The sequence below is a fragment of the Actinotalea sp. genome (genome assembly GCF_041597215.1).
Taxonomy (GTDB): Bacteria; Actinomycetota; Actinomycetes; order Actinomycetales; family Cellulomonadaceae; genus Actinotalea.
On sequence record NZ_JBFHHB010000015.1, the window covers coordinates 1 to 24,722 of the forward strand.

The 24,722-nt window shown below is 70.9% G+C and carries 21 protein-coding genes; 13 read left to right on the top strand and 8 right to left on the bottom strand.

Going from position 1 to position 24,722, the window contains the following annotated elements; genetic code table 11:
• Positions 1 to 210: 210 nt before the first annotated feature.
• The 4 genes from ABWK99_RS02420 to ABWK99_RS02435 are packed head-to-tail and all read right to left on the bottom strand — an operon-like array spanning position 211 to position 4,322.
• On the bottom strand, positions 211 to 1,011 hold the full coding sequence (locus tag ABWK99_RS02420) for an ABC transporter ATP-binding protein (protein WP_372593098.1): 801 nt from the start codon (positions 1,009 to 1,011) through the stop codon (positions 211 to 213).
• Positions 1,008 to 1,946, bottom strand: coding sequence for an ABC transporter ATP-binding protein (locus ABWK99_RS02425; protein WP_372593099.1), 939 nt, complete (start codon positions 1,944 to 1,946; stop codon positions 1,008 to 1,010). The genes ABWK99_RS02420 and ABWK99_RS02425 overlap by 4 nt, the downstream gene beginning before the upstream one ends.
• Positions 1,936 to 2,922, bottom strand: coding sequence for a branched-chain amino acid ABC transporter permease (locus tag ABWK99_RS02430; protein ID WP_372593100.1), 987 nt, complete (start codon positions 2,920 to 2,922; stop codon positions 1,936 to 1,938). The genes ABWK99_RS02425 and ABWK99_RS02430 overlap by 11 nt, the downstream gene beginning before the upstream one ends.
• An 11-nt stretch (positions 2,923 to 2,933) precedes the next feature.
• Positions 2,934 to 4,322: a branched-chain amino acid ABC transporter permease gene (locus ABWK99_RS02435; RefSeq protein ID WP_372593101.1), complete on the bottom strand. Its 1,389-nt coding sequence runs from the start codon at positions 4,320 to 4,322 to the stop codon at positions 2,934 to 2,936.
• Positions 4,323 to 4,673: 351 nt separating this feature from the next.
• Between ABWK99_RS02435 and ABWK99_RS02440 the strand changes: the two genes are divergently transcribed.
• Positions 4,674 to 5,372, top strand: a complete 699-nt coding sequence (locus ABWK99_RS02440; protein WP_372593102.1) for an N-acetyltransferase family protein — start codon at positions 4,674 to 4,676, stop codon at positions 5,370 to 5,372.
• Here the strand turns inward: ABWK99_RS02440 and ABWK99_RS02445 are convergent.
• Positions 5,282 to 5,749, bottom strand: a complete 468-nt coding sequence (locus ABWK99_RS02445) for a PaaI family thioesterase (RefSeq protein ID WP_372593103.1) — start codon at positions 5,747 to 5,749, stop codon at positions 5,282 to 5,284. The two genes, ABWK99_RS02440 and ABWK99_RS02445, sit on opposite strands and share 91 nt — an antisense overlap.
• Between ABWK99_RS02445 and polA the strand changes: the two genes are divergently transcribed.
• Positions 5,748 to 8,456 carry a DNA polymerase I gene (polA, locus tag ABWK99_RS02450; protein ID WP_372593104.1) on the top strand — a complete coding sequence of 903 codons (2,709 nt, stop codon included), beginning with the start codon at positions 5,748 to 5,750 and terminating at the stop codon, positions 8,454 to 8,456. The genes ABWK99_RS02445 and polA overlap by 2 nt on opposite strands.
• Here the strand turns inward: polA and ABWK99_RS02455 are convergent.
• Positions 8,450 to 9,271, bottom strand: a complete 822-nt coding sequence (locus ABWK99_RS02455; protein ID WP_372593105.1) for a class I SAM-dependent methyltransferase — start codon at positions 9,269 to 9,271, stop codon at positions 8,450 to 8,452. The genes polA and ABWK99_RS02455 overlap by 7 nt on opposite strands.
• 176 nt (positions 9,272 to 9,447) lie before the next feature.
• Here ABWK99_RS02455 and rpsA point away from each other — a divergent pair, with 176 nt between their 5' ends.
• The 6 genes from rpsA (at position 9,448) to ABWK99_RS02485 (ending at position 16,201) form a co-directional block, all read left to right on the top strand.
• The gene (rpsA, locus tag ABWK99_RS02460; protein ID WP_372593106.1) at positions 9,448 to 10,950 is read left to right on the top strand and encodes a 30S ribosomal protein S1; all 1,503 of its coding nucleotides are present in this window, start codon (positions 9,448 to 9,450) and stop codon (positions 10,948 to 10,950) included.
• Positions 10,951 to 11,063: 113 nt separating this feature from the next.
• Positions 11,064 to 11,675, top strand: a complete 612-nt coding sequence (gene coaE / locus ABWK99_RS02465) for a dephospho-CoA kinase (protein WP_372593117.1) — start codon at positions 11,064 to 11,066, stop codon at positions 11,673 to 11,675.
• Positions 11,672 to 12,313, top strand: a complete 642-nt coding sequence (locus ABWK99_RS02470; RefSeq protein WP_372593107.1) for a pyroglutamyl-peptidase I — start codon at positions 11,672 to 11,674, stop codon at positions 12,311 to 12,313. The genes coaE and ABWK99_RS02470 overlap by 4 nt, the downstream gene beginning before the upstream one ends.
• A gap of 43 nt (positions 12,314 to 12,356) precedes the next feature.
• Positions 12,357 to 14,453 (top strand): excinuclease ABC subunit UvrB, encoded by a 2,097-nt coding sequence (gene uvrB / locus ABWK99_RS02475; RefSeq protein ID WP_372593108.1) that lies wholly within the window; start codon positions 12,357 to 12,359, stop codon positions 14,451 to 14,453.
• 110 nt (positions 14,454 to 14,563) lie between these two features.
• Positions 14,564 to 15,001, top strand: coding sequence for a VOC family protein (locus tag ABWK99_RS02480; RefSeq protein WP_372593109.1), 438 nt, complete (start codon positions 14,564 to 14,566; stop codon positions 14,999 to 15,001).
• 186 nt (positions 15,002 to 15,187) lie between these two features.
• Positions 15,188 to 16,201: a TerC family protein gene (locus ABWK99_RS02485; protein WP_372593110.1), complete on the top strand. Its 1,014-nt coding sequence runs from the start codon at positions 15,188 to 15,190 to the stop codon at positions 16,199 to 16,201.
• A gap of 12 nt (positions 16,202 to 16,213) precedes the next feature.
• On the opposite strand, the gene ABWK99_RS02490 is transcribed toward ABWK99_RS02485, so the two are convergent.
• Positions 16,214 to 16,495, bottom strand: coding sequence for a YciI family protein (locus ABWK99_RS02490; RefSeq protein ID WP_372593111.1), 282 nt, complete (start codon positions 16,493 to 16,495; stop codon positions 16,214 to 16,216).
• Between the two features lie 88 nt (positions 16,496 to 16,583).
• Here ABWK99_RS02490 and uvrA point away from each other — a divergent pair, with 88 nt between their 5' ends.
• On the top strand, positions 16,584 to 19,445 hold the full coding sequence (gene uvrA / locus ABWK99_RS02495; RefSeq protein WP_372593112.1) for an excinuclease ABC subunit UvrA: 2,862 nt from the start codon (positions 16,584 to 16,586) through the stop codon (positions 19,443 to 19,445).
• 60 nt (positions 19,446 to 19,505) lie between these two features.
• Positions 19,506 to 20,354 (top strand): class I SAM-dependent methyltransferase, encoded by an 849-nt coding sequence (locus ABWK99_RS02500; RefSeq protein WP_372593113.1) that lies wholly within the window; start codon positions 19,506 to 19,508, stop codon positions 20,352 to 20,354.
• A gap of 17 nt (positions 20,355 to 20,371) precedes the next feature.
• Here the strand turns inward: ABWK99_RS02500 and ABWK99_RS02505 are convergent, their stop codons facing one another.
• On the bottom strand, positions 20,372 to 20,845 hold the full coding sequence (locus ABWK99_RS02505; RefSeq protein ID WP_372593114.1) for an OsmC family protein: 474 nt from the start codon (positions 20,843 to 20,845) through the stop codon (positions 20,372 to 20,374).
• Positions 20,846 to 20,940: 95 nt separating this feature from the next.
• Here ABWK99_RS02505 and uvrC point away from each other — a divergent pair, with 95 nt between their 5' ends.
• The 3 genes from uvrC to yvcK all read left to right on the top strand — a co-directional run.
• A complete protein-coding gene (uvrC, locus tag ABWK99_RS02510) occupies positions 20,941 to 22,953 on the top strand; it encodes an excinuclease ABC subunit UvrC (RefSeq protein WP_372593115.1) in 2,013 nt (670 codons plus the stop codon).
• 34 nt (positions 22,954 to 22,987) lie between these two features.
• Entirely contained in the window at positions 22,988 to 23,923 is a 936-nt protein-coding gene (rapZ, locus tag ABWK99_RS02515) for an RNase adapter RapZ (RefSeq protein WP_372593116.1), read from the top strand.
• 88 nt (positions 23,924 to 24,011) lie between these two features.
• A partial coding sequence (yvcK, locus tag ABWK99_RS02520) for a uridine diphosphate-N-acetylglucosamine-binding protein YvcK (protein WP_372593118.1) occupies positions 24,012 to 24,722 on the top strand: 711 nt, incomplete at its 3' end.

A 24,722-nucleotide genomic window follows, 5' to 3' on the forward strand; every position in this document is an offset into this window, starting at 1 on the left:
CGGCCGGAGCCCCGGCGAGTGGAGACGATGCCGCCCGGGGCAGCTACCCGCCGGCGGGTGGTAGCGGTGGCCCGGGCCAGGTCGGGGAGGAGCGGGCGTGCCGTGCGCACGAGGCCCGGTACGCGACCGCGCACGAGGGCCGGCACGGGCCCGGGCGCACGAGAACGGGGGTACCACCCGTCGGTGGTACCCCCGTCCGCGTCGAGCGGCTCAGTCCTCCTTCGAGGCCGCGTCCTTCTCGGCGGCTTCGACGTCGGTGGCGAGCGTGCCCAGGTAGAGCTCGATCACCTTCGGGTCGTTCATCAGCTCGCGGCCCGGCCCGGAGTAGGCGTTGGTGCCCTGGTCGAGGACGTAGCCGCGGTCGCAGATCTGCAGGGCCCTTCGCGCGTTCTGCTCGACGATGATGATCGAGACGCCGGCCTTGTTGATCCGGCGCGTGCGCAGGAAGGCCTCGTCCTGGCGGACGGGGGACAGGCCGGCCGAGGGCTCGTCGAGCAGCAGCACCGACGGGCGCATCATCAGCGCCCTGGCCATCGCGACCATCTGGCGTTCACCGCCCGAGAGCGAGCCCGCACGCTGCTTGCGGCGGTCCCCGAGCGTCGGGAAGATCTCCACGACCTCGTCGAAGCGCTCGGAGAACGTCTTGTGGGCCTGGAACGAGCCCATCTGGAGGTTCTCCTCGATGGTCAACGACGGGAAGACGTTGTTGTTCTGCGGCACGAAGCCCACGCCTCGACGCACCAGGCTGTCGGCCCGGTGGTTCGTGACGTCCTCGCCGTGCAGCGTGACCGAGCCTGAGCGGATGTCGACGAGGCCGAACAGGGCCTTGAGCAGCGTCGACTTCCCGGCACCGTTGGGCCCGATGATGCCGATCAGCTCGCCCTCGTAGAGGTCGAGGTCGCAGCCGTTGAGGATGTTGACCCCCGGGAGGTACCCCGCGACGAGGGTGTCGGCGCGCAGGAGCGGCTCCCCGGTGGGTGCGGGGCGCGTGGCGTGAGCGGGAGCGGTCATCGGTCCTCCTCGGTGCCGGCGGTGCCGGTCGTCGTGGCATCGGCCGAGCTCTCGACGGCGTCGGGCATGTCGAGGAGGGAGTCGTCCCCGAGATCGGTGTCGTGATGGGCGCCCAGGTAGGCGTCGATCACGGCCGGGTCGTTCATGACGGTGCTCGGCGGCCCCTCGGCCACGTTGCGGCCCTCGGCCATGACGACCACCCAGTCCGAGATGTGACGGACCATGTGCATGTCGTGCTCGACGAACAGCACCGTCATGCCCTCGTCGCGGAGCGCCTGGATGTGCCCGAGCAGCGACTGCGTCAGCGCGGGGTTCACCCCGGCCATCGGCTCGTCGAGCATGATCATCGTCGGTCGGGTCATCAGTGCGCGCGCCATCTCGAGCAGCTTGCGCTGACCACCGGACAGGCTCCCGGCGAAGTCGTCCTTCTTCTCCAGCAGCTTGAAGCGCGCGAGGAGCTCCTCCGCCTGCGCGGTGATCTCCTTCTCGCGGCGGCTCCACATCGCGGGGACCAGGGCCCGCAGGATGTTCTCCCCGGGCTGGTCCACCGCCCCCAGTCGCATGTTCTCGATCACCGTCATGCGGTTGAGGGCCTTGGTCAGCTGGAAGGTGCGGACCATCCCGGACCGGGCCACGCGGGCAGCGGAGACGCCCGAGAGCGACTTCTTCTCGAAGGACCACGTCCCTGCGCTCGGCTGGTCGAAACCGGTGAGCAGGTTGAAGAGCGTGGTCTTCCCCGCACCGTTGGGGCCGATGAGCGCGGTGATGACACCGCGCTGGATCTCCAGGTGCTCGACGTCGACCGCCGTCATGCCCCCGAAACGACGGACGACGCCGTCGGCGATGACGATCGGGTCGGGCTTGGGCGCGCCCGGGCGGTGCGGGACGTCCTTGAGGGCGTCGGCGGGGGAGAGCGTGATCGGGTCAGTGGGCATTGATCGACAGCTCCTTCTTGTCGCCGAGGATGCCTTGTGGTCGGAAGATCACCAGGAGCATGAGCGTCAGGCCGACCAGGACCCAGCCCAGCATGGCGATCTGCTCGGTGCGCAGGACCGTGTCGGGGACGATCTCCCGCAGGAAGCTCGTGACGAACATGAGGATCGTCCACAGCAGGATCGAGCCGAGCACGGGCCCGAAGACGGTCGCCGCGCCACCGAGCAGCAGGATCGTCCAGACGTAGAACGTCATCGGGCGGCCCATGGAGTCGGGTTGGACGGCACGTGGGAGTGCGTAGATGATCCCGGCGAGGGCGCCGAAGAGGCCACCGAGCACGAGGGCCTGCATCTTGTACGAGTACACGTTCTTGCCGAGGGAACGCAGGGCGTCCTCGTCCTCACGCACGCCCTTGAGCACGCGGCCCCAGGGGCTGCGGGTCCAGCGCCACACGAGGTAGAGGGCGAGTGCCACCAGGACCCAGGCGACGATCCGGACCCACCAGCTGTTCGACAGGGAGTTCGAGTACTCGAACGGGCCGATCTGCGTGCGACCGTCCCCGAGCGGCGAGGTCGCCTGGAAGGACTCCTTGAAGCCGTCACCGGCGATCCCCGCGTTCCCACCGGTGAGCCAGGTGAGGGAGGTGGATCGGCCGACGAGGCGGACGATCTCCGCAGCGGCGATGGTCACGATCGCGAGGTAGTCCCCGCGCAGCTTCAGGGTGGGCACACCCAGGATCAGCCCGAACAGGGCTGCCGCGGCCAGGGCCGTCAGCAGCGAGGCCCACAGCGGCCAGCCTGCCGTCGCCGTGATCGCGAAGCCGTAGGCGCCGAGGAGCATGAAGCCCGCCTGGCCCATGTTGAGCAGGCCGGTGAGGCCGAAGTGGATGTTCAGGCCGATCGCCGCCAGGGCGTAGGCGGCCGTGGTGGGCGCGAAGGCCTCTCCGACGACATTGGTGAGAATGCGTGACCAGTCCATGGGGGGCTCCTTCAGCCGATCCGCTCCGCGCGGCCCAGGATCCCCTGGGGCCGCACGAGCAGGACGAAGATGAGGATGAGCAGCGCGCCGGCGTAGCGCATGTCGGAGGGGATGACCAGGCTCGACATCTCGGCGACGAGGCCGATGATGATCGATCCCGCGAGCGCCCCGTAGGCGGTGCCGAGACCGCCGAGGGTCACCGCGGCGAACATGAGGAGCAGGATCGTTCCGCCCATGTTCCAGCTGGTCGAGTTGAAGTAGAGCGCGATGAGCACACCACCGAGGGCAGCGAGGCCGGCACCGAGGGTCCACACCAACCGGATGATCCGTTCGACGCCGATACCGCTCGCCGAGGCGAGGGCGGCGTTGTCGGACACGGCTCGCGTGGCGCGGCCGGTGCGCGTCGCGGTGAGGAAGTAGGCCACCCCGATCAGCGTGATGACGGCGATCACCCCGGAGATGAGCGACTGCTCGGAGACGATCACCGGCCCGATCTGGACGGGGACGGGGTTGGCGATGACGATGCGGAGTCGACCACCGCCGAAGAAGAACTGGTAGCTGTACTGCAGCACCATCGACAGGCCGATCGTCACGATCATCTGCTGCGTGTTGCCGATGCGCCTGCGGCGCAGGTGGTGCCAGATCCCGGCGTCCTGGACCCACCCTGACGCGGCTCCGGCGAGGATCGCCAGGATCGCGGCGGGGATCAGCGGCAGGCCGATGATCTGGGTCCCGACGTAGGCGAGGATCGCGCCGAGGGTCACCTGCTCACCGTGGGCGAAGTTCGACAGCCCGGTCGTCCCGTACAGGAGGGACAGGCCGACGGAGGCGAGGGCGAGGAGGAGGCCGAAGATCAGCCCGTTCACCGCCTGCTGGGCGACCTTCGACGTGCTCCCGGCGGGTGTGGCCGGCGCCTCCAGCTCGCTGTCGGTCGGCGAGGGCGACGCGGAGCCGTCGGTCCCCGTCCCGCCGGACGGCGTGCCGAGCGGGAAGAGTGCCGCCCTGGTCGATCCGAGGGCCACGCTCACCGTGCGCGGGTTCGCGTCCGGGTCGCGCAGCGTCTCGCCCTCCGGGAGCGTCTCCGGGTCGACGGTGACGGCGAAGTCCCCCGACTGCGAGACGGAGACCGACCAGGTCCCGTCGTCGCCGGTGACCGTGGTCAGGACCTCGCCCTCACCCTCGATGGTGAGGCTGACGCCCACCGCTGGGTCGCCGGCGGCGGTACGGATGGTGCCGGTGATGCAGCCGTTCGAGGGGCTCGCCACGCACGGACCCTCCGCTGCGCCGGCAGGCAGGCTGCCGACCAGGATCGCGGCGAGGGCGACCAGGCCCGCGACGAGCGTCCGGCGCAGGTGCGTCAGGAGGGATGGGGTCCGGACAGGGGGAGCCGTGCGCTGCACTGGGGCCTCCGTCGTGATGAGCGCTCTCGCGCGGTACGTCGGCCACGCGACGCTGCGCGGCCGTCCCGGAGTACCTGTCCACCGGGTTGTCGAGACCCTAGGCATTCCGTGTGTCGAACGGGTTTCGTCCATCTACCGGACAGGAGTCGGTCGGGGGCCTACCTTCCCAGAACGGCAGCCCTCTGCCAACAGGTGACGGCGCCGACACGCCGCGGCGACCTGGGCCTGCCCGATGATCGAGTGATCGTCCCGGTGACTTCCACGACGGCCCGGTGACCGTTATGTTTTCGTCACACGGTCGCTGTCGCCCCCCACGACAGAGTGCACCGTCCTGGTCGGAAGGAGTCGGCCGTGCGTCCAGTAGAGGTGGCGGCCGCGTGCCCGGCCGATCTCGACGAGCTCGCGCAGCTGTGTCTGACGGCACGCGAGGAGTCGTCCGTCGGCCCCCAGGTCTGCTCGCCGCACCGTGACGTCCTCGCTCAGCAGCTCGGTGCCCTCGCCTCCGTCCCCGGCGGGATCGTGCTCGTCGCCAGGGCAGACGGGCAGGCCGTCGGCCTCCTCCTGGGGCGACTCGTCGGACCCAATCCGTTCACGGACGAGATGCACCTCGCCGTCGAGGCCGTGTACGTCGTTCCGTCGCAGCGCCGGCGCGGTGTCGGTCACGCGCTCATGGTGGGAGCGACCCAGACGGCCGCCGAGGCGGGAGCCGTCCACGTCTACGCGGCACCCATCCCCGGGGCCAGGGGGATGCAGCGCTTCTTCGTACGGCTGGGCTTCCAGGCCGCCGCCGCGCACCGGGTGTCCACCCTCACGGCCCTGCAACGCCGGCTGACGCAGGACACCTCGCGCGCGCCGCGTCGGGTCGGGCCCCGTCACCTGGACGACCTCATCGCGTGGCGCCGCCAGACGCGCGGCACGACGGGCGAGGTCCCGGTCATCGTGCCGACGCTCGGCGAGGCTCAGCCCGATGCGCGGTCCGCCATGAGCACGCAGGTCAACCGTGCGGTGCAGATCCGGGCTCCGCGGGAGTCGACGACGACGACCTCGTAGGCCGCCGTCGTCGCGCCCCGGTGCAGAGCGGTCGCGGTACCGGTGACCACACCCTCGCGCGCGGCCCGGTGGTGCGAGGCGTTGATCTCCAGCCCGACGGCGATCCGCCCTTCGCCGGCGTGCAGCATCGCGCCGAACGAGCCGAGCGTCTCGGCCAGCACGACGCTCGCCCCTCCGTGCAGCAGCCCGTAGGGCTGAGTGTTGCCCGCCACGGGCATCGTCCCGACGACGCGCTCGGCGGAGGCCTCGACGATCTCGATCCCCATGCGTTCCATCAAGGTCCCCGGGAGCGAGTCCGTGACGGAGGCCGGGACGGCAGGGGCCGGCGACGGGTCGGGTGCGGTGGCCGGGGGCAGGTGGGGCGTCATGTCGGGCATGGCCGCTAGGTTGGCACCCGTGACGGACCTGGCGCGACCCCGGCCCCTGCTGCTGCTCGTGGACGGCCACTCGATGGCCTACCGAGCCTTCTTCGCCCTGCCCGTGGCGAACTTCTCGACGTCGACCGGCGCGGCGACCAACGCGGTCTACGGGTTCACCTCGATGCTCGCGAACCTGCTGCGGGACGAGAGGCCGACGCATGTCGCCGTCGCCTTCGATGCCGGACGGACGACCTTCCGCACCGAGCGCTTCCCCGCGTACAAGGCCACCAGGGACGCCTCGCCCGCGGAGTTCTCCGGGCAGGTGCCGTTGATCCGCGAGGTCCTGGAGACCTTGCGCATCACGGCCCTCGACAAGCAGGGCATCGAGGCGGACGACATCATCGCCACGCTCACCGCGGAGGCGGTGCGTGAGGGCATGGAGGTCCTCGTGTGCTCGGGGGACCGGGACGCGATCCAGCTCGTCAGCGAGGACGTCACGTTGCTCTACCCGCGCAAGGGCGTCTCCGAGCTCACGCGCTACACCCCCGAGGCCGTGCAGGAGAAGTACGGAGTGACACCGGCGCAGTACCCCGACGTCGCGGCGCTCGTCGGGGAGACGAGCGACAACCTGCCGGGGGTACCGGGGGTCGGCCCGAAGACCGCAGCGAAGTGGATCGGGCAGTACGGCGGACTCGAGGGCATCCTCAGCTCGGCGGCCTCCGTCCCGGGCAAGGCGGGGGAGAGCCTGCGCGAGCACCTCGACCAGGTGCGCCTGAACCGGGAGCTCAACGCTCCGCTGCTCGACGTCGAGCTGCCCGTCGAGGTGGGTGACCTCGCAGTGCGGGCCTGGGACCGCGAGGCGATGCACCGCGTCTTCGACGCGCTGGAGTTCCGGGTCCTGCGCGAACGGCTCTTCGCGATGGTCGGCGAGGAGCCGGGCGAACAGCCGGGCTTCGAGCTCGAGGTGGCAGCGCTCGTGCCCGGCACGCTCGCCGGCTGGCTCTCCGCACACGCCGGCGTGCCTGTCGCTCTGGACGTCGAGGGTCGCGGCGCACCCGCCGGTGGCGACGCGTGGGGGCTCGCCCTCGCGGCCGACGGGGCCCGGGCGCTGACGCTCGACCTCACAGAGGTCGACCCCGCCGACGAGTCCGCGCTGGCCTCCTGGCTCGCCGACCCCACGGCGCCCAAGCTCGTGCACGGGTCCAAGGCGGCGCGGCACGCCCTCGCCGGACGTGGCCTGGAGCTCGACGGTGTCGTCTTCGACACCGAGCTGGCCGCCTACCTGTGCCATCCCGACCAGCGTGGCTTCGACCTGGGGGACCTGGCGATCCGCCACCTGCACCGCGAGCTCCGGGTCGACGACGGAGCCGACGACGGCGCTCAGGGCGCCCTCGACCTCGATCTCGAGGCCGGTGGCGCGAACCGTCGCGCCGGGATGCGTGCCGCCGCTGTTCTCGAGCTGCAGGAGGCTCTCTCCGCTGAGCTCGACGACAGGGAGGCCCGGCCGCTGCTCGACGACGTCGAGCTCCCGCTCGTCGCCGTGCTCGCGGCGATGGAGCGGGCCGGGATCGCTGCGGACGTCGAGGAGCTCACCGCGCTCGAGCGGTCCTTCGGGTCCGCGATGTCCACTGCGGCGAGCGAGGCGTACGCGGTCATCGGCCGTGAGGTGAACCTCGGCTCGCCCAAGCAGCTCCAGGAGGTGCTGTTCGACCAGCTGGGGATGCCGCACACGAAGAAGATCAAGACGGGGTGGACGACGGACGCCGCGGCGCTGGCGGACCTCTTCGAGCGGACCGAGCACCCCTTCCTCTCCCACCTGCTCGCGCACCGGGACGCCGTGCGGCTCAAGCAGACGGTCGAGGGGCTGCTGCGTGCGGTCGCGGCCGACGGCCGGATCCACACGACCTTCCAGCAGACGATCGCCGCCACGGGACGGCTCTCGTCCACCGACCCGAACCTGCAGAACATCCCGATCCGCACGGAGGAGGGCCGGCGGATCCGCAGGGCCTTCGTGGTGGGGGACGGGTACGAGACCCTGCTCACGGCCGATTACAGCCAGATCGAGATGCGGATCATGGCCCACCTCTCCGGCGACGAGGGCCTGATCGAGGCCTTCCGCTCGGGTGAGGACCTGCATGCCTACGTCGGGTCCCGGGTGTTCTCCGTCCCGACCGACGAGGTCAGCCCCGCCATGCGCGCCAAGGTGAAGGCGATGTCCTACGGACTCGCCTACGGCTTGTCCTCCTTCGGGCTCTCCAAGCAGCTCTCGATCCCGGTGGGTGAGGCGGCAGCCCTCATGGAGGACTACTTCGCCCGCTTCGGCGGCGTGCGCGACTACCTCGCCGGTGTCGTCGACGAGGCCCGGCGGACGGGGTACACCGCCACGATCCTCGGTCGTCGCCGCTACCTGCCGGACCTGACCTCCGACAACCGGCAGCGACGGGAGATCGCCGAGCGGATGGCACTCAACGCGCCCATCCAGGGCAGCGCCGCCGACCTGGTGAAGGTCGCGATGCTCGGGGTCGAGACGCGCCTGCGCGAGGCAGGACTCGCCTCACGGATGCTGCTCCAGGTGCACGACGAGCTCGTCCTGGAGGTGGCCCCCGGCGAGCGCGAGCAGGTCGAGGCCCTCGTCCGGACGGAGATGGGCGGTGCCGCCGAGCTCGCCGTCCCGCTCGACGTGCAGGTCGGGACCGGGGCGTCCTGGCACGAGGCAGGTCACTGACCGCGGACGCCCGCGCCGAGCCGGCAGACGAAGATCGCCGTCCCGGGCAGGATCGCGCCGCGGACCGGTCCCCAGCCGCCCCAGGTGCGCTCGTGGGAGGCCGGCCACTCCGGCTCGACGAGGCGCTCCAGGACGAAGCCCGCACCGCTCAGCTCGGCGACGTGATCGCCGAGGGTCCGGTGGTACTCGGCGTAGAGCACGGAGCCGTCCTCGGCCGTCTCCACATAGGGCGTCCGGTCGAAGTACGAGCGGATCGCGGTCAGCCCGTGGCTGCTCGGATCGTCAGGGAAGGCCCAGCGCAAGGGATGGGTGACGGCGAAGACCCACCGGCCGCCGCGACGCAGCACCCGGGCGACCTCGCGGTGGACGGCCGCGGCATCCGGGAGGAACGGCAGCGCGCCGAACGCCGTGAACGCCGTGTCGAACGAGCCGTCAGCGAAGGGGAGCGCGCGCGCATCGGCCTGCACCTTCGGAACGGACACCTGCGCGCGCTCGTCCATGACGTCGCCCGCAGCCAGCATCCCGGCGGAGACATCGGTCGCGACGGCCCGCGCGCCCTGGGTGACGAGCCACCTGCTGCACTGAGCGGCGCCGGCGCCCACCTCGAGGACGTCGCGCCCCTCGACGGGGCCGAGCAGTCGCGCGTCCGCCTCGCGCAGGTCCTCCGGGCACCAGCAGAAGTCGGCCGGGCCGAGGAACTCCCCGTGCTCGGCGAGGTACTCGGCCGCGTTCTCGTCCCACCAGGCCCGCGCGGCGCCTCCGCCCGCGGCGTCGTCGACCGGGTGGAATCCCGCAGCGGCAGGCGATGTGGTCATGGGTCCTCCCTGGTCGGCACGACTGCGCCATGGTTGCAGGAGACCGGCCGGAGGGTGGTCTTTGACCGGGGCTGAGCCGCACGCATAGGATGGTCGGCGGTGTGCTTCGGCCCTTGTGGCCTGCCCGCCACTCCCTGTCCGAACTATTCCCTGTCCGCATCGGAGCTCGAAACTCAATGACCATCACCACCCCGGCAAAGACGGCTGCGCCCCAGGTCGCCATCAACGACATCGGCTCGAGTGAGGACTTCCTCGCCGCGATCGACGCGACCATCAAGTACTTCAACGACGGCGACATCGTCGAAGGCACCATCGTCAAGGTCGACCGCGACGAGGTCCTGCTGGACATCGGCTACAAGACCGAGGGTGTCATCCCCTCGCGCGAGCTCTCGATCAAGCACGACGTCGACCCCGATGAGGTCGTGACCGTCGGCGACGTCGTCGAGGCCCTCGTCCTCCAGAAGGAGGACAAGGAAGGCCGTCTGATCCTGTCGAAGAAGCGCGCCCAGTACGAGCGCGCCTGGGGCACGATCGAGAAGATCAAGGAAGAGGACGGCGTCGTCACCGGCACCGTCATCGAGGTCGTCAAGGGTGGACTCATCCTCGACATCGGCCTCCGCGGCTTCCTCCCCGCCTCGCTCGTCGAGATGCGTCGCGTGCGCGACCTCCAGCCGTACGTCGGCAAGGAGATCGAGGCGAAGATCATCGAGCTCGACAAGAACCGCAACAACGTGGTGCTGTCGCGTCGTGCCTGGCTCGAGCAGACGCAGTCCGAGGTCCGCTCCACCTTCCTGCAGACCCTGCAGAAGGGCCAGGTGCGCCCCGGTGTGGTCTCCTCGATCGTCAACTTCGGTGCGTTCGTCGACCTGGGTGGCGTGGACGGCCTCGTGCACGTCTCCGAGCTGTCCTGGAAGCACATCGACCACCCGAACGAGGTCGTCGAGGTCGGACAGGAGGTCACCGTCGAGGTCCTCGACGTGGACTTCGACCGCGAGCGCGTCTCCCTGTCGCTCAAGGCGACGCAGGAGGACCCGTGGCAGGCCTTCGCCCGGACGCACGCCATCGGTCAGGTCGTGCCCGGCAAGGTCACCAAGCTCGTCCCGTTCGGCGCGTTCGTCCGCGTCGAGGACGGCATCGAGGGCCTCGTGCACATCTCCGAGCTGGCGGTCCGCCACGTCGAGCTGCCCGAGCAGGTCGTCAACGTCGGTGACGACACCTTCGTCAAGGTCATCGACATCGACCTCGAGCGTCGTCGGATCTCGCTCTCGCTGAAGCAGGCGAACGAGGGCCTCGACCCGCACAGCGAGGACTTCGACCCGGCGCTGTACGGCATGGCTGCCGAGTACGACGAGAAGGGGAACTACAAGTACCCCGAGGGCTTCGACCCGGAGACCAACGAGTGGCTCGAGGGCTTCGAGTCGCAGCGCGAGACGTGGGAGACCCAGTACGCGGCCGCCCACGAGCGCTGGGAGGCGCACAAGAAGCAGGTGCTCGAGGCCGCTGCTGCGGACCTCGAGGCGGCGAACGCGCCGGAGGCGAGCTCCTCGTCCTCCAGCACGGCCCCGTCGGCCGGCTCCTCGGCGAGCAGCTACTCCTCGACCCCGACGGAGGAGGCCACCGGCACCCTCGCGTCGGACGAGGCCCTCGCCGCACTGCGCGAGAAGCTCACCGGGAACTGATCCCACGCGCCTCGGCGCACCGCATGTCCCGAAGGGCCGGTCAGCTGCTGACCGGCCCTTCGGCGTGCCGGCGCTAGGGTCGTACCGTGCCGACGACCTCGCGAGCGACTGCTGTGCTCCGCATCGGTCTCACCGGCGGTATCGCGGCCGGGAAGTCGGTCGTCTCGCGGCGGCTGGACGCCCTCGGCGTGAGGGTGATCGACCACGACCTGCTGGCCCGTGAGGTGGTCCGTCCGGGCACGGAGGGACTGGCCGAGATCGTGGAGGCATTCGGGAGCCAGGTGCTCGCCGAGGACGGCTCGCTGGACCGCTCCGCCCTCGCCGCGCGGGTCTTCGCCGATCAGGAGGCCCGGGCCCGTCTCAACGGGATCGTCCACCCCAGGGTCGAGGCGGCCTCCCGTGCGCTGGAGGCGCAGGCGGTCCGCGACGGCGCCCGCGTCGTCGTCCACGACATCCCCCTGCTGGTGGAGACCGGGCAGGCCGGGCACTTCGACGAGGTCCTCGTGGTCGACGCCCCGGCGGCGCTGCGCGTCGAGCGGTTGGTGCACGGGCGCGGGATGAGCCAGGAAGAGGCCTGGGCCCGTCTCGCGGCTCAGGCGGACGATGAGGAGAGGCTCGCGGCCGCGGACCGGGTGCTGGACGGTTCGGGAACGGTGGAGGGGCTCGCCGATCAGGTGGACGAGGTGGTGGCGGCCTGGCGTGCTGCCGGGGACGAGGGCCGATGACCAGGACCGTGCTGCTGACCGGGTTCGGCGCGTTCGACGGGCAGGCGCTCAACGCCTCCTGGCTCGGAGTCCGTCGGGCGGCAGAGATCTGGGACGGACCGGACGTCCTCGCGACCGCCCAGCTCCCGGTCTCCTTCTCCGAGGTCGGCCCGGCCCTGGAGCGTGCGGTCGCGGAGCATCGCCCGGACGTCATCGTCTGCGCGGGGCTCGCCGAGGGGCGCAGCCGGATCGGTGTGGAGCGCGCGGCGTTGAACGTGCTCGACGCGCGCATCCCCGACGCGAGCGGCTGGGCCCCGGTCGACGAGCCCGTGGTCGCGGGTGGTCCGATGGCGTACCTCTCCCGGCTGCCCATCAAGGCCTGCGTGGCGGCGCTCGACGCCCACGACATCCCCGCCGAGGTGTCGAACACCGCCGGGACCTACGTGTGCAACGCGGTCTTCTACCGGCTGCTGCACGCCCTCCGGCACGACGCCGTCGTGCGCGGTGGCTTCGTGCACGTCCCGCAGGCCGTCGAGACGGCGCGGTCGGCCGTCCCGACCCTGCCTCTGGAGACCATCGCCGCGGGGCTGGTGATCATCGCGCGGACCTCCCTCGCCGTCCGCGAGGACCTGCGCGTCACCGGTGGTGCCGTGCACTGAGCCGGGTCGGCGGGTGTCGGTGGTGGGCCGTACCGTGGACGCCATGCGTCCAGTCACCGACCTTCAGCGCCGGGTCGCGCCGTTCGAGGTCATCTCGGAGTACACGCCCTCGGGTGACCAGCCGACAGCCATCGCCGAGCTCTCCGGCCGCATCCAGGCGGGGGAGAAGGACGTCGTCCTGCTCGGTGCGACGGGCACCGGGAAGTCGGCGACCACGGCGTGGCTCATCGAGAAGCTGCAGCGGCCGACCCTCGTGATGGCGCCCAACAAGACCCTCGCCGCCCAGCTCGCCACGGAGTTCCGCGAGCTGCTGCCGAACAACGCCGTCGAGTACTTCGTCTCGTACTACGACTACTACCAGCCGGAGGCGTACATCGCGCAGTCGGACACCTACATCGAGAAGGACTCCTCGATCAACGAGGAGGTCGAGCGGCTGCGGCACTCGGCGACCAACTCGCTGCTGACCAGGCGCGACGTCGTCGTGGTCGCCTCCGTCTCGTGCATCTACGGCCTGGGTACCCCGCAGGAGTACGTGGATCGGATGGTCCGGCTCTCGGTGGGGGACCAGGTCGATCGGGACGACCTGCTGCGCAAGTTCGTCACGATGCAGTACACGCGCAACGACATGGCGTTCAGCCGGGGGACCTTCCGGGTCCGCGGTGACACCGTCGAGATCATCCCCGTGTACGAGGAGCTCGCGATCCGGATCGAGTTCTTCGGCGACGAGATCGAGGCCATCACCACGCTGCACCCGCTGACCGGCGACACCGTCCGTGCGGAGCAGGACATGTTCCTCTTCCCCGCCACGCACTACGTCGCCGGACCGGAGCGGATGGAGAAGGCGATCTCCACGATCGAGGCCGAGCTCGCCGAGCGCCTGGACGTGCTCGAGCGGCAGGGGAAGCTCCTGGAGGCGCAGCGGCTGCGCATGCGGACGACCTACGACATCGAGATGATGCGCCAGGTCGGCAGCTGCGCGGGGATCGAGAACTACTCGCGGCACATCGACGGGCGCGAGGCCGGCAGCCCGCCCCACACCTTGCTCGACTACTTCCCTGAGGACTTCCTGCTCGTCATCGACGAGTCCCATGTCACGGTCCCGCAGATCGGGGCGATGTTCGAGGGCGACATGTCCCGCAAGAGGTCCCTGGTGGACCACGGCTTCCGGCTGCCGAGCGCGATGGACAACCGTCCGCTGCGCTGGGAGGAGTTCGTCGAGCGGATCGGGCAGACGGTCTACCTCTCGGCCACGCCCGGCAGCTACGAGCTCGCGCAGTCCGACGGTGTCGTCGAGCAGATCATCCGGCCGACCGGACTCGTGGACCCGCAGGTCGTCGTCAAGCCGACGACCGGCCAGATCGACGACCTGCTGGCCGAGATCCGCGCGCGGGCGGACCGCAACGAGCGCGTCCTCGTGACCACCCTGACCAAGAAGATGTCCGAGGACCTCACCGACTACCTCGTCGAGCGCGGGGTGCGGGTGCAGTACCTGCACTCCGAGGTCGACACCCTCCGGCGCATCGAGCTGCTGCGCGAGCTCCGAATGGGGCAGTTCGACGTGCTGGTGGGGATCAACCTCCTGCGCGAGGGCCTCGACCTTCCCGAGGTGTCCCTGGTGAGCATCCTCGACGCGGACAAGCAGGGCTTCCTGCGTTCGGGCACCTCGTTGATCCAGACCATCGGCCGCGCCGCCCGCAACGTCTCGGGCGAGGTGCACATGTACGCGGACACGGTGACGCCAGCGATGGCCATGGCGATCGACGAGACGAGCCGCCGGCGTGAGAAGCAGGTGGCCTACAACCTCGAGCACGGCATCGACCCGACGCCCCTGCGCAAGCGGATCAGTGATGTCACCGACATGCTCGCCCGGGAGGACATCGACACCGCCGAGCTCTTGGAGGGCGGCTACCGCAAGCCGGGACGGGGCGGGGCGCCGGTCCCGGGCCGGGCCGCCGAGCCCAGCCGCCCGAGCCGACTCTCCGGGGCTCCCGCTGCTGAGCTCGCCCAGCTCATCCAGGAGCTCAGCGACCAGATGCACGGGGCAGCCGCCGAGCTGCAGTTCGAGCTCGCGGCACGGCTGAGGGACGAGATCGGTGGTCTGAAGAAGGAGTTGCGCGACATGCAGGCGGCGACCGCCTGACCCGCTCGGCCGCGCCTGATCAGCGGCCGCTGCCGACAACCGACGTGGGGTGCCGCTCGAGGTACCTCGGGGATGGCTCGGGGACGAGCCTCGAGGAAGGGGATGCCCGGATGGACCGCCGAGTCTCGTTGACCTTCGACGCCGCCGAGCCGCGGACGCTCGGTCAGTTCTGGATCGTCGCCCTCGGGTACGTCGAGGAGGCGCCGCCGCCGCCGCACACCAGCTGGCCGGAGGCGCTCGAGGCCTGGGGAGTGCCCCCCGAGCAACGGGAGGACTTCTACGCGATCGTCGACCCCGACGGGATCGGCCCCCGGGTGTTCTTCCAGCGTGTCCCCGAGCCGAAGACCGCCAAGAACCGCCTGCACCTCGACGTCGCCGTGCCCGGGTGGGACGGCACCGGAGAGCGCCCGGGTCATGACGCCGTCCTGGCCCACGCCGAGCGCCTGCGGGAGGCCGGGGCGACCCGTGTCCGGGTCGTCGACGAGCCCGTGGAGGGCTACTGGGTCGTCATGGAGGACCCCGAGGGCAACGTCTTCTGCGTGATCTGAGCCGGTACGGGCAGGGCCGCCTCCTGAGGCGAGTACGCTGTCCCGTCGGAGGGGAGTACTCCCATCGCAGTGGTGCCGTCATCACGGACGCCGTCGTCGCCGTCCCGGTGCCACTGACCTGCCCAGCGTCTCGGGTCGGGTGGAGGAGACCTCCGGTACATCACCGTCCGTACCGGAGGTACAGCAATGCCCGTCGAAACCTGGGTCTGGGCCGTCACGATCGCGGCCACCGCAGGCCTGATCGTCTTCGACTTCTACGCCCACGTGCGCACCCCGCACGAGCCCACGTTCCGTGAGTCGGCGATCTGGTCGGGGGTGTACATCGCCCTGGCGATCATCTTCGGCATCGGCCTGACGGCGGTCTGGGGAACGAGCCACGGCGGCGAGTACTTCGCGGGCTACATCACCGAGAAGAGCCTCTCGGTGGACAACCTCTTCGTCTTCCTCATCATCATGACCCGCTTCGCCGTGCCGCGGATCCACCAGCAGAAGGTGCTGCTGGTCGGGGTCGCGATCGCGTTGATCCTGCGGGGGCTCTTCATCTGGGCGGGCGCGGCCGCGATCGCCCAGTTCTCCTGGGTGTTCTACCTCTTCGGCGCGTTCCTCATCTACACGGCGGTCAAGCTCGCGCAGGAGGACCACGACAGCGAGTCCTCCGCGGACTTCCACGAGAACCCGATCATGCGCGTGGTGCGTCGTGTGCTGCCGTCGACCACCGTCTACCACGAGGACCGGCTCACGGTCGTCCAGGGCGGGCGACGTCTGGTCACCCCGATGCTCATCGTCATGATCACGATCGGCACGACGGACGTGCTCTTCGCGCTCGACTCGATCCCGGCGATCTTCGGCCTGACCAAGGAGCCCTACATCGTCTTCACGACGAATGCCTTCGCGCTGCTCGGGCTGCGTCAGCTGTACTTCCTGCTCGGCGGGCTGCTCAAGCGTCTCGTGTACCTCTCCGAGGGGCTCTCGGTGATCCTGGGCTTCATCGGGGTCAAGCTGATCCTCGAGGCCCTGCACACGAACGAGCTGCCGTTCATCAACGGCGGGCAGCACGTCGAGTGGGCCCCGGAGATCCCCATCTGGCTGTCGCTGACGGTCATCCTGGGGACCCTCACGGTCGCGACCGTCGCCAGCCTGATCAAGACGCGCTCCGACGCACGGACCAGCCCCGCGGAGTCGGAGCGATCCGAGGACTGAGCACCGCGCCGATCAGTCGGCCCAGGTGTGCAGGACGGGCTCCCAGCCCCGGACGGTGCGCTCGGCCACCAGGCCTGCCCGGTGGAACGGGTCCGTGTCGAACAGGTCCGCCACGGCGTCCTGCGACTCGGCGCGGACCAGGAGCAGGGCTCCGGTGTCGCCGTCGAACGGACCGCTGGCGATCAGCGTTCCCGCGTCGAGCAACGAGCGCAGGAAGGCCCGGTGCTCGGGGCGGACCTCGGCACGGGCCAGGTCCTGGTCGTCATAGCGGTACTCGATCACGAAGGTGCGCATGGGCAGATCATGCCCGGTCCCGCCGGGAGCCGGGCGATCGGACCGGACCCCGGTCGTGACTGTCGGACCTCCCACCTACGATGTCCCGGTGAACGACCGTCTGCGCGTCCAAGGTGCCCGTGAACACAACCTGCGCGGGGTCGACCTCGACCTCCCGCGCGACAGCCTCATCGTCTTCACCGGTCTGAGCGGCTCGGGCAAGTCCTCGCTCGCCTTCGACACGATCTTCGCCGAGGGCCAGCGCCGCTACGTCGAGTCGCTCTCGGCCTACGCCCGGCAGTTCCTCGGCCAGATGGACAAGCCGGACGTCGACTTCATCGAGGGCCTGTCACCTGCCGTCTCGATCGACCAGAAGTCGACGAACCGCAACCCCCGGTCGACGGTGGGCACCATCACGGAGGTCTACGACTACCTCCGCCTGCTGTACGCCCGTGCGGGGACCCAGCACTGCCCGGTCTGCGGCGAGCAGGTGAGCAGGCAGACCCCGCAGCAGATCGTCGACCGCCTGCTGGAGCTGCCGGCCGGCACCCGGTACCAGGTGCTCGCCCCCGTGGTGCGCGGGCGCAAGGGTGAGTACGCCGACCTCTTCGCCGAGCTCCAGACGAAGGGGTTCGCCCGCGCCCGGGTGGACGGCGCCGTCGTCGCGCTCACCGAGGTCCCCGCCCTGGAGAAGAAGCTCAAGCACACGATCGAGGTCGTCGTGGACCGGCTGGTCTCGAAGGAGGGCGTGCGCCGCCGCCTGACGGACTCGGTCGAGACGGCGCTCGGGCTGGCCGGCGGACTGCTCGTCGTGGAGATGGTCGACGCCGACAAGGACGACCCGGCACGCGAGCGCCGCTTCTCCGAGCACCGGGCCTGCCCGAACGACCACGAGCTGACCCTCGACGAGATCGAGCCGCGCACCTTCTCCTTCAACGCTCCGTACGGCGCCTGCCCGGAGTGCACGGGGATCGGCAGCCGGCTCGAGGTGGACCCGGACCTGGTGATCCCCGACGAGGAGGCGACCCTCGAGGGTGGCGCCGTGGCCCCGTGGGCCCAGACCTCCTCGGAGTACTTCCAGCGGGTCCTCACGGCCCTCGCCGACGACCTCGGCTTCCGGATGGACGTGCCGTGGCGCGCGCTCCCCGCGCGGGCGCAGCAGGCGATCCTCTTCGGCGAGGACCACAAGGTCCACGTCCGGTACAAGAACCGGTGGGGACGGGAGAGGCAGTACTCCACGGGCTTCGAGGGGGTCGTCACCTTCATCGAGCGACGTCACGCGGAGACCGACTCGGACTGGTCGAAGGAGAAGTACGAGGCCTTCATGCGGGAGGTGCCGTGCCCGGTCTGCCACGGGGCGCGGCTCAAGCCGGAGGTCCTCGCGGTGCGGGTCGGTGACCTGTCGATCGCCGACCTGTGCCGGATGCCGCTCAACGAGGCGAGGACCTTCCTCACCGGTCTGACGCTCGGGGTCCGCGAGCAGGCGATCGCGGCCCAGGTGCTCAAGGAGATCAACGCGCGGCTCGGCTTCCTTCTCGACGTCGGCCTGGACTACCTGTCCCTCGAACGTCCGGCGGGCACCCTCTCGGGTGGTGAGGCGCAGCGGATTCGGCTCGCCACGCAGATCGGTTCAGGACTCGTGGGGGTCCTCTACGTGCTCGACGAGCCCTCCATCGGGCTGCACCAGCGCGACAACCGTCGGCTCATCGAGACGCTGACGCGGCTGCGCGACCTCGGGAACACCCTGATCGTCGTCGAGCACGACGAGGACACCATCCGGACGGCGGACTGGATCGTCGACATCGGTCCGGGAGCAGGGGAGCACGGCGGGAGGGTCGTCCACTCGGGAGATCTCGCCGGTCTTCTCGCGGCCCCCGAGTCGGTCACCGGCGCCTACCTGTCCGGACGGCGCAGCATCCCGATGCCGGCGACCCGCCGCCCCGTGGACCCGAAGCGGCAGATCACCGTCGTCGGCGCGCGCGAGCACAACCTGCGCGGGATCGACGTCGACATCCCGCTCGGGACGCTCACGGCCGTGACCGGCGTCTCCGGCTCGGGGAAGTCGACCCTGGTCAACTCGATCCTCTACACGGTGCTCGCCAACGAGCTCAACGGCGCCCGTCAGGTCCCCGGCCGGCACACCCGGGTGACCGGGCTGGAGCACCTCGACAAGGTCGTGCACGTCGACCAGGGCCCCATCGGGCGCACGCCCCGGTCGAACCCGGCCACCTACACCGGCGTCTGGGACCACGTCCGCAAGCTCTTCGCGGAGACCACCGAGGCCAAGGTCCGCGGGTACATGCCGGGCCGCTTCTCGTTCAACGTCAAGGGCGGGCGCTGCGACGCCTGCAACGGTGACGGAACGATCAAGATCGAGATGAACTTCCTCCCGGACGTCTACGTGCCGTGCGAGGTGTGCCACGGGGCGCGGTACAACCGCGAGACGCTCGAGGTGCACTTCAAGGGCAAGACGGTCGCGGACGTGCTCGACATGCCGATCGAGGAAGCAGCGGAGTTCTTCAGCGCGGTCCCGGCCATCGCCCGCCACCTGACCACGTTGGTCAGCGTCGGTCTCGGCTACGTCCGTCTCGGGCAGCCCGCCCCGACCCTCTCGGGCGGTGAGGCGCAGCGCGTCAAGCTCGCGAGCGAGCTGCAGCGGCGCTCCACCGGACGGACGGTGTACGTCCTGGACGAGCCGACCACCGGTCTGCACTTCGAGGACATCCGCAAGCTGCTCGGGGTCCTCCAGTCCCTCGTGGACAAGGGGAACTCGGTCATCGTCATCGAGCACAACCTCGACGTGATCAAGAACGCGGACTGGGTGATCGACCTCGGGCCCGAGGGCGGGTCCGGTGGCGGGATGGTCGTCGCCGAGGGGACCCCGGAGCAGGTGGCTGCGGTGCCCGGGAGCCACACCGGCACCTTCCTCGCCGAGGTCCTCGAGCCGGAGGTCGTCACCGTGAGCGCCTGAGCGGCGCCCGACGGTGGTGGGCCCTTCCGCTGCGGGTACCGGGAGGCGCACGCTGAGCGCATGTGCCCCGCCGAGAACGCGGCGAGGACCGATCGTGTCCGCGCGCTGTTCGATCTCGTCGCCGAGACCTACGACTCCGTGGCGGTGCCGTGGTTCGGTCCGATCGCCGGTGCCCTGGTGTCCTGTCTCGCGCCGCGACCGGGGGAGCGGGCGCTCGACCTGGGGACGGGTCGGGGGGCGGCGCTCTGGCCCCTGGCCGCAGGGGTCGCACCGGGCGGGCACGTCACGGGCCTCGACCTGTCCCCACGCATGGTCGAGGAGACGCGCCGGACCGTCGCCGCGCGTGGGCTCGCCGGGGTGGAGCTGCTCGTCGGTGACGCCTCGGCGCCCGCCCTACCCGAGGGTCGCTACGACCTCGCTGTCGCGTCCCTCGTGCTCTTCTTCCTGCCGGACCCCGGCGCAGCCCTGCGTGCGTGGCGGCAGCTGCTCGTGCCAGGGGGCCGGGTCGGGATCTCGACCTTCGCGGGCAGGGACCGCCGCTGGTCGGAGCTGGACGACGTGTTCACCCCGTACCTGCCGCCGGAGCTGCTCGACGCCAGGACGAGCGGCTCGCGGGGCGCATTCGCCTCGGACGAGGGCGTCGCCGCACTGCTCGTGGACAGCGGCTTCGTCGAGGTGCAGACCATGAGCCATGACCTTCACGTGCGATTCACCGGTGTCGAGCAGTGGCGCGAGTGGACCTGGTCGCACGGTCAGCGCAGCCACTGGCTCGCCGTGCCCGAGGATCGGCGCCCCGCGGTCCTCGAGCAGGTCGCATCGCGCGTCGAGCCGTTCGCGGACGGCTCCGGCGCCTTCACGCTCCGCCAGACGGTGCGCTGCACGACGGCCCGCCGGAGGCGGGCCGGGTAGGTGCGGCCGCGCTCCGCTCAGACCCGCGAGATCGTGCCCTGCTCCACGCGCACGGGGAAGTTCACGGAGCGGGTGATGAAGCAGTGCTCGCCGGCCCTGGCGTGCAGCTCGGCGATGCTCTGCTCGCTCACCTCGCCCTGGACGGTGAGCTGCGGGCGGAGCACGACCTCGGTGAACTGACCCGCGCCGGCCGCTGCGACCCGCATCGTCCCCGAGGCGTCGTCGTGATAGCCGAGGACGACGACCCCCGCGTTCGCCGCCAGGTGCAGGAACCACAGGAGGTGGCACTGGGAGAGCGCTGCGACGAGCAGCTCCTCGGGGTTGTACCGCGTGGGGTCACCGCGGAACGCCGGGTCGGCCGAGCCGAGGAGCGGGGGTTTCCCTGCCAGGACGATCTCGTGGTCCCGGCTGTAGGAGGTGTAGCTCGCGGTGCCTGCGGTGCCGGCACCCGTCCAGGTCACCGCCGCGCGGTAGCTGTGCAGGATTCCCATGTCTCACCGTACCGAGCACCGGCGCGGGCCGCCGGGTCCGGCACGCCAACGGTCACGCGGACGCCGGTGACGGTGCTCTGTCCTAGGCTCGGCGCATGGCTGATCCGGCGAGCTACCGCCCTCGTCCAGGGGAGATCCCCGACCAGCCAGGGGTGTACCGGTTCCGGGACGCGGAGCGTCGCGTGATCTACGTCGGCAAGGCCAAGAGCCTGCGGTCCCGCCTGGCCAGCTACTTCCAGGACATCACCGCCCTGCACCCGCGCACGGCCCAGATGGTCACCACGGCGTGCAGCGTCGAGTGGACGGTGGTGGGAACCGAGGTCGAGGCGCTCAGCCTGGAGTACTCGTGGATCAAGGAGTTCGACCCGAGGTTCAACGTCAAGTACCGCGACGACAAGTCCTACCCCTACCTGGCGGTGACCCTCGGCGAGGAGTTCCCGCGCGTCCAGGTGATGCGGGGGGCCAAACGGCCGGGGACGCGCTACTTCGGCCCCTACGGGCATGCCTGGGCGATCCGCGAGACCGTCGACCTGCTGCTTCGGGTGTTCCCGGTCCGGACGTGCACGACGGGGGTCTTCCGGCGCGCGGAACGCACGGGCCGCCCCTGCTTGCTCGGCTACATCGACAAGTGCTCCGCCCCGTGCGTCGGCCGCGTCTCGCCCGATCAGCACCGTGTGATCGCCGAGGAGTTCTGCGACTTCATGGCGGGGGACACCGGACGCTTCGTGCGGCGGGTCGAGAAGCAGATGCGGATGGCGTCGGAGAACCTGGAGTTCGAGCTCGCGGCCAAGCTCCGCGACGACCTCGGTGCGCTCCAACGGGCCACCGAGAAGAACGCCGTCGTGCTCGACGACGGCACGGACGCCGACGTCTTCGCCCTGGCGGGAGACGAGCTCGAGGCGGCGGTCCAGGTCTTCCACGTCCGCGGCGGGCGCATCCGCGGTCAGCGCGGCTGGGTCGTGGAGAAGGTCGAGGACGTGACCGACGCCGAGCTCGTCGAGCACCTGCTCCAGCAGGTCTACGGCGACGGCGCGGTGGTCGACCCGGAGAAGGCCTCCGGCGGAGCCAGGCGCCCCGAACGCGCCGTCGAGGCAAGCAGCGCGGTGCCCCGGGAGGTGCTCGTCCCGGTGCTGCCCGCCGACGTCGAGCAGGTCACGGCGTGGCTCGGAGGCCTGCGGGGGAGCCGGGTCCAGGTGCGCGTCCCGCAGCGCGGGGCGAAGAAGGACCTGGCCGAGACGGTGCGACGCAACGCCGAGCAGGCGCTCGCTCTGCACCGCACCCGTCGAGCGGGCGACCTGACCACCCGGGGCCAGGCGCTGGAGGACCTCCAGGAGGCGCTGGGGCTGGCGTCCGCGCCGCTGCGCATCGAGTGCTACGACATCTCCACCACCCAGGGCACCCACCAGGTCGGGTCGATGGTCGTCTTCGAGGACGGCGTCGCACGCAAGTCCGAGTACCGGCAGTTCGTCATCCGGGGCGAGGACGGTGCCGGCGCACGGGACGACACCGCAGCGATGTACGAGGTCATCACCCGACGCTTCCGGCGGCACCTGGCCGAGCGTGACGGCGCGGATCCCGCGGCCGACCCGACCGTCGGCGCCGTGCAGGTCTCCGGACCCGTCGACCCCGACGAGGACCTCGCGGCCCAGGCAGCCGCAGGCCGGCGCTTCGCCTACGCTCCGCAGCTCGTCGTGGTCGACGGGGGCCCACCTCAGGTCGCGGCCGCTGCGCGCGCCCTTGCCGATCTCGGGGTGACGGACGTCGCGCTCTGCGGCCTGGCGAAGCGGCTCGAGGAGGTCTGGCTCCCGGACGACGACCACCCGGTCATCCTGCAGCGCTCCTCGCAGGGCCTCTACCTGCTGCAACGCGTGCGCGACGAGGCCCACCGCTTCGCGATCAAGCACCACAGGGCGCGTCGCGGCGCGGCGATGACCCGGTCGGCGCTCGACGACGTCCCCGGCCTCGGCCCGACGAGGGCGGCGGCCCTGCTGGCCCACTTCGGCTCGGTGGCCGCGCTGCGCGCCGCGACCGTCGAGGAGCTCACGGAGGTCCAGGGCATCGGCCCGGCGACGGCCGAGGCGGTCCTGGCCACCCTCGGGACACCCTGAGCGTTCCTCCCGCCGCGCCTGGCATGCTGGGGCCATGACCGAACCTCCTGCCACCACCGTCCCGTCGGGGATCCCGGCGCTGGAGGCGGCCACCGCCAGCCCTCGAGGGGAGAACCCCGAGCTCCTCGTCGTCACCGGCATGTCCGGTGCCGGCCGCAGCCGAGCGGCCGCTGTGCTCGAGGACCTCGGCTGGTACGTCGTGGACAACCTCCCGGCACAGCTCCTCCCGCAGCTCGCGGGGATGCTGTCCTCGGGTCCCGGCGGGGTGCACCGGCTGGCCGCGGTCGTCGACGTGCGGGGCCGCCGGCTCTCCGCCGACCTGGTGGGCGTGCTCGACTCGCTGCGCGAGGCCGGCCTGGACTTCCGCGTGCTCTTCGTCGACGCCTCCGACGAGGTCCTCGTGCGTCGTTTCGAGACCGTGCGGCGACCGCACCCCTTGCAGGACGGTCGACGGATCCTGGACGGCATCGCGGACGAGCGGGTCATGTTCGAGGGCGTGCGACGACGCACCGACGTGCTCATCGACACGACCGAGCTCAACGTGCACGACCTCGCGCGTGAGGTCCGGGCGGCCGTCGCCTCGGGCACCGAGGACGAGATGCGGCTGACCGTCGTGAGCTTCGGCTTCAAGTACGGGCTCCCGCTCGATGCGGACAGCGTCTCCGACGTGCGCTTCCTGGCGAACCCGTACTGGATCACCGAGCTGCGGCACCTCACCGGCCGTGACGAGCCCGTCCGCGACTACGTCCTCGGGCTCCCCGGTGCCCAGCTCTTCGTCGACCGGTACCTCGCGCTGCTCGAGCCGGTCCTCGCCGGCTACGAGCACGAGGACAAGCGCTACGCGACGCTCGCGATCGGGTGCACGGGCGGCAAGCACCGCTCGGTCGCCCTCTCCGAGGCGATCGCCGCCGCGCTGCGGGCCCAGGGTCGCCGTGTGGTGGTGACCCACCGTGACCTCGGGCGTGAGTGAGGGACGCACCCCGGAACGTCCCGCCACCACCGCTGCGCGGTCGCCGGGGGAGTCCTCGCACCGCCGTCGTGGGCCGGCCGTCGTCGCCATGGGCGGCGGGCACGGGCTCTCGGCGAGCCTGCGAGCACTCCGCCTGATGACCGACCGGATCACCGCCGTCGTGACGGTCGCCGACGACGGAGGCTCCTCCGGCCGGCTCCGCTCGGAGCTCGACGTCCTCCCACCAGGGGACCTGAGGATGGCCCTCGCGGCCCTGTGCGACGACACCGACTGGGGTCACACCTGGCGCGACGTGCTCCAGCACCGCTTCCACTCCCAGGGCCCGCTCGACCAGCACGCGGTGGGCAACCTGCTCATCGTCGCGCTGTGGGAGCTGCTCGGTGATCCCGTCGCCGGGCTCGACTGGGTGGGGCGGCTCCTCGGCGCGCGAGGGCGTGTGCTGCCGATGTCGCAGAGCCCCCTCGAGATCGAGGCCGACATCCTCCTCGGCGGTGTCGAGACCATCGTCAAGGGGCAGTCGGCCGTCGCGAGCGCCCGAGGCGAGGTCCTGGCCATCCGGCTCAAGCCCGAGCGTCCGCCCGCCTGCCCCGAGGCCGTCGAGGCGATCCAGCAGGCCGACTGGGTGATCCTCGGCCCGGGCTCGTGGTTCACCTCCGTGCTGCCGCACGTGCGTGTCCCCGAGCTGTACGAGTCCTTGCGCACGACCCCCGCCCATCGGTGCGTGACGCTGAACCTCCGCCCGGCGGACGACCCGACGGCCATGACGAACCTGCAGCACCTGCGCGCCCTCGCGACCCAC

Excerpts from the sequence above, each read along its gene's own strand:
- ABWK99_RS02420 (WP_372593098.1), bottom strand. The coding sequence starts at position 1,011 with ATGACCGCTCCCGCTCACGCCACGCGCCCCGCACCCACCGGGGAGCCG.
- ABWK99_RS02425 (WP_372593099.1), bottom strand. The coding sequence starts at position 1,946 with ATGCCCACTGACCCGATCACGCTCTCCCCCGCCGACGCCCTCAAGGAC.
- ABWK99_RS02430 (WP_372593100.1), bottom strand. The coding sequence starts at position 2,922 with ATGGACTGGTCACGCATTCTCACCAATGTCGTCGGAGAGGCCTTCGCG.
- polA (WP_372593104.1), top strand. The coding sequence starts at position 5,748 with ATGGCCGCTAGGTTGGCACCCGTGACGGACCTGGCGCGACCCCGGCCC.
- ABWK99_RS02445 (WP_372593103.1), bottom strand. The coding sequence starts at position 5,749 with ATGCCCGACATGACGCCCCACCTGCCCCCGGCCACCGCACCCGACCCG.
- ABWK99_RS02455 (WP_372593105.1), bottom strand. The coding sequence starts at position 9,271 with ATGACCACATCGCCTGCCGCTGCGGGATTCCACCCGGTCGACGACGCC.
- rpsA (WP_372593106.1), top strand. The coding sequence starts at position 9,448 with ATGACCATCACCACCCCGGCAAAGACGGCTGCGCCCCAGGTCGCCATC.
- ABWK99_RS02470 (WP_372593107.1), top strand. The coding sequence starts at position 11,672 with ATGACCAGGACCGTGCTGCTGACCGGGTTCGGCGCGTTCGACGGGCAG.
- uvrB (WP_372593108.1), top strand. The coding sequence starts at position 12,357 with ATGCGTCCAGTCACCGACCTTCAGCGCCGGGTCGCGCCGTTCGAGGTC.
- ABWK99_RS02480 (WP_372593109.1), top strand. The coding sequence starts at position 14,564 with ATGGACCGCCGAGTCTCGTTGACCTTCGACGCCGCCGAGCCGCGGACG.
- ABWK99_RS02485 (WP_372593110.1), top strand. The coding sequence starts at position 15,188 with ATGCCCGTCGAAACCTGGGTCTGGGCCGTCACGATCGCGGCCACCGCA.
- ABWK99_RS02490 (WP_372593111.1), bottom strand. The coding sequence starts at position 16,495 with ATGCGCACCTTCGTGATCGAGTACCGCTATGACGACCAGGACCTGGCC.
- ABWK99_RS02500 (WP_372593113.1), top strand. The coding sequence starts at position 19,506 with ATGTGCCCCGCCGAGAACGCGGCGAGGACCGATCGTGTCCGCGCGCTG.
- ABWK99_RS02505 (WP_372593114.1), bottom strand. The coding sequence starts at position 20,845 with ATGGGAATCCTGCACAGCTACCGCGCGGCGGTGACCTGGACGGGTGCC.
- uvrC (WP_372593115.1), top strand. The coding sequence starts at position 20,941 with ATGGCTGATCCGGCGAGCTACCGCCCTCGTCCAGGGGAGATCCCCGAC.
- rapZ (WP_372593116.1), top strand. The coding sequence starts at position 22,988 with ATGACCGAACCTCCTGCCACCACCGTCCCGTCGGGGATCCCGGCGCTG.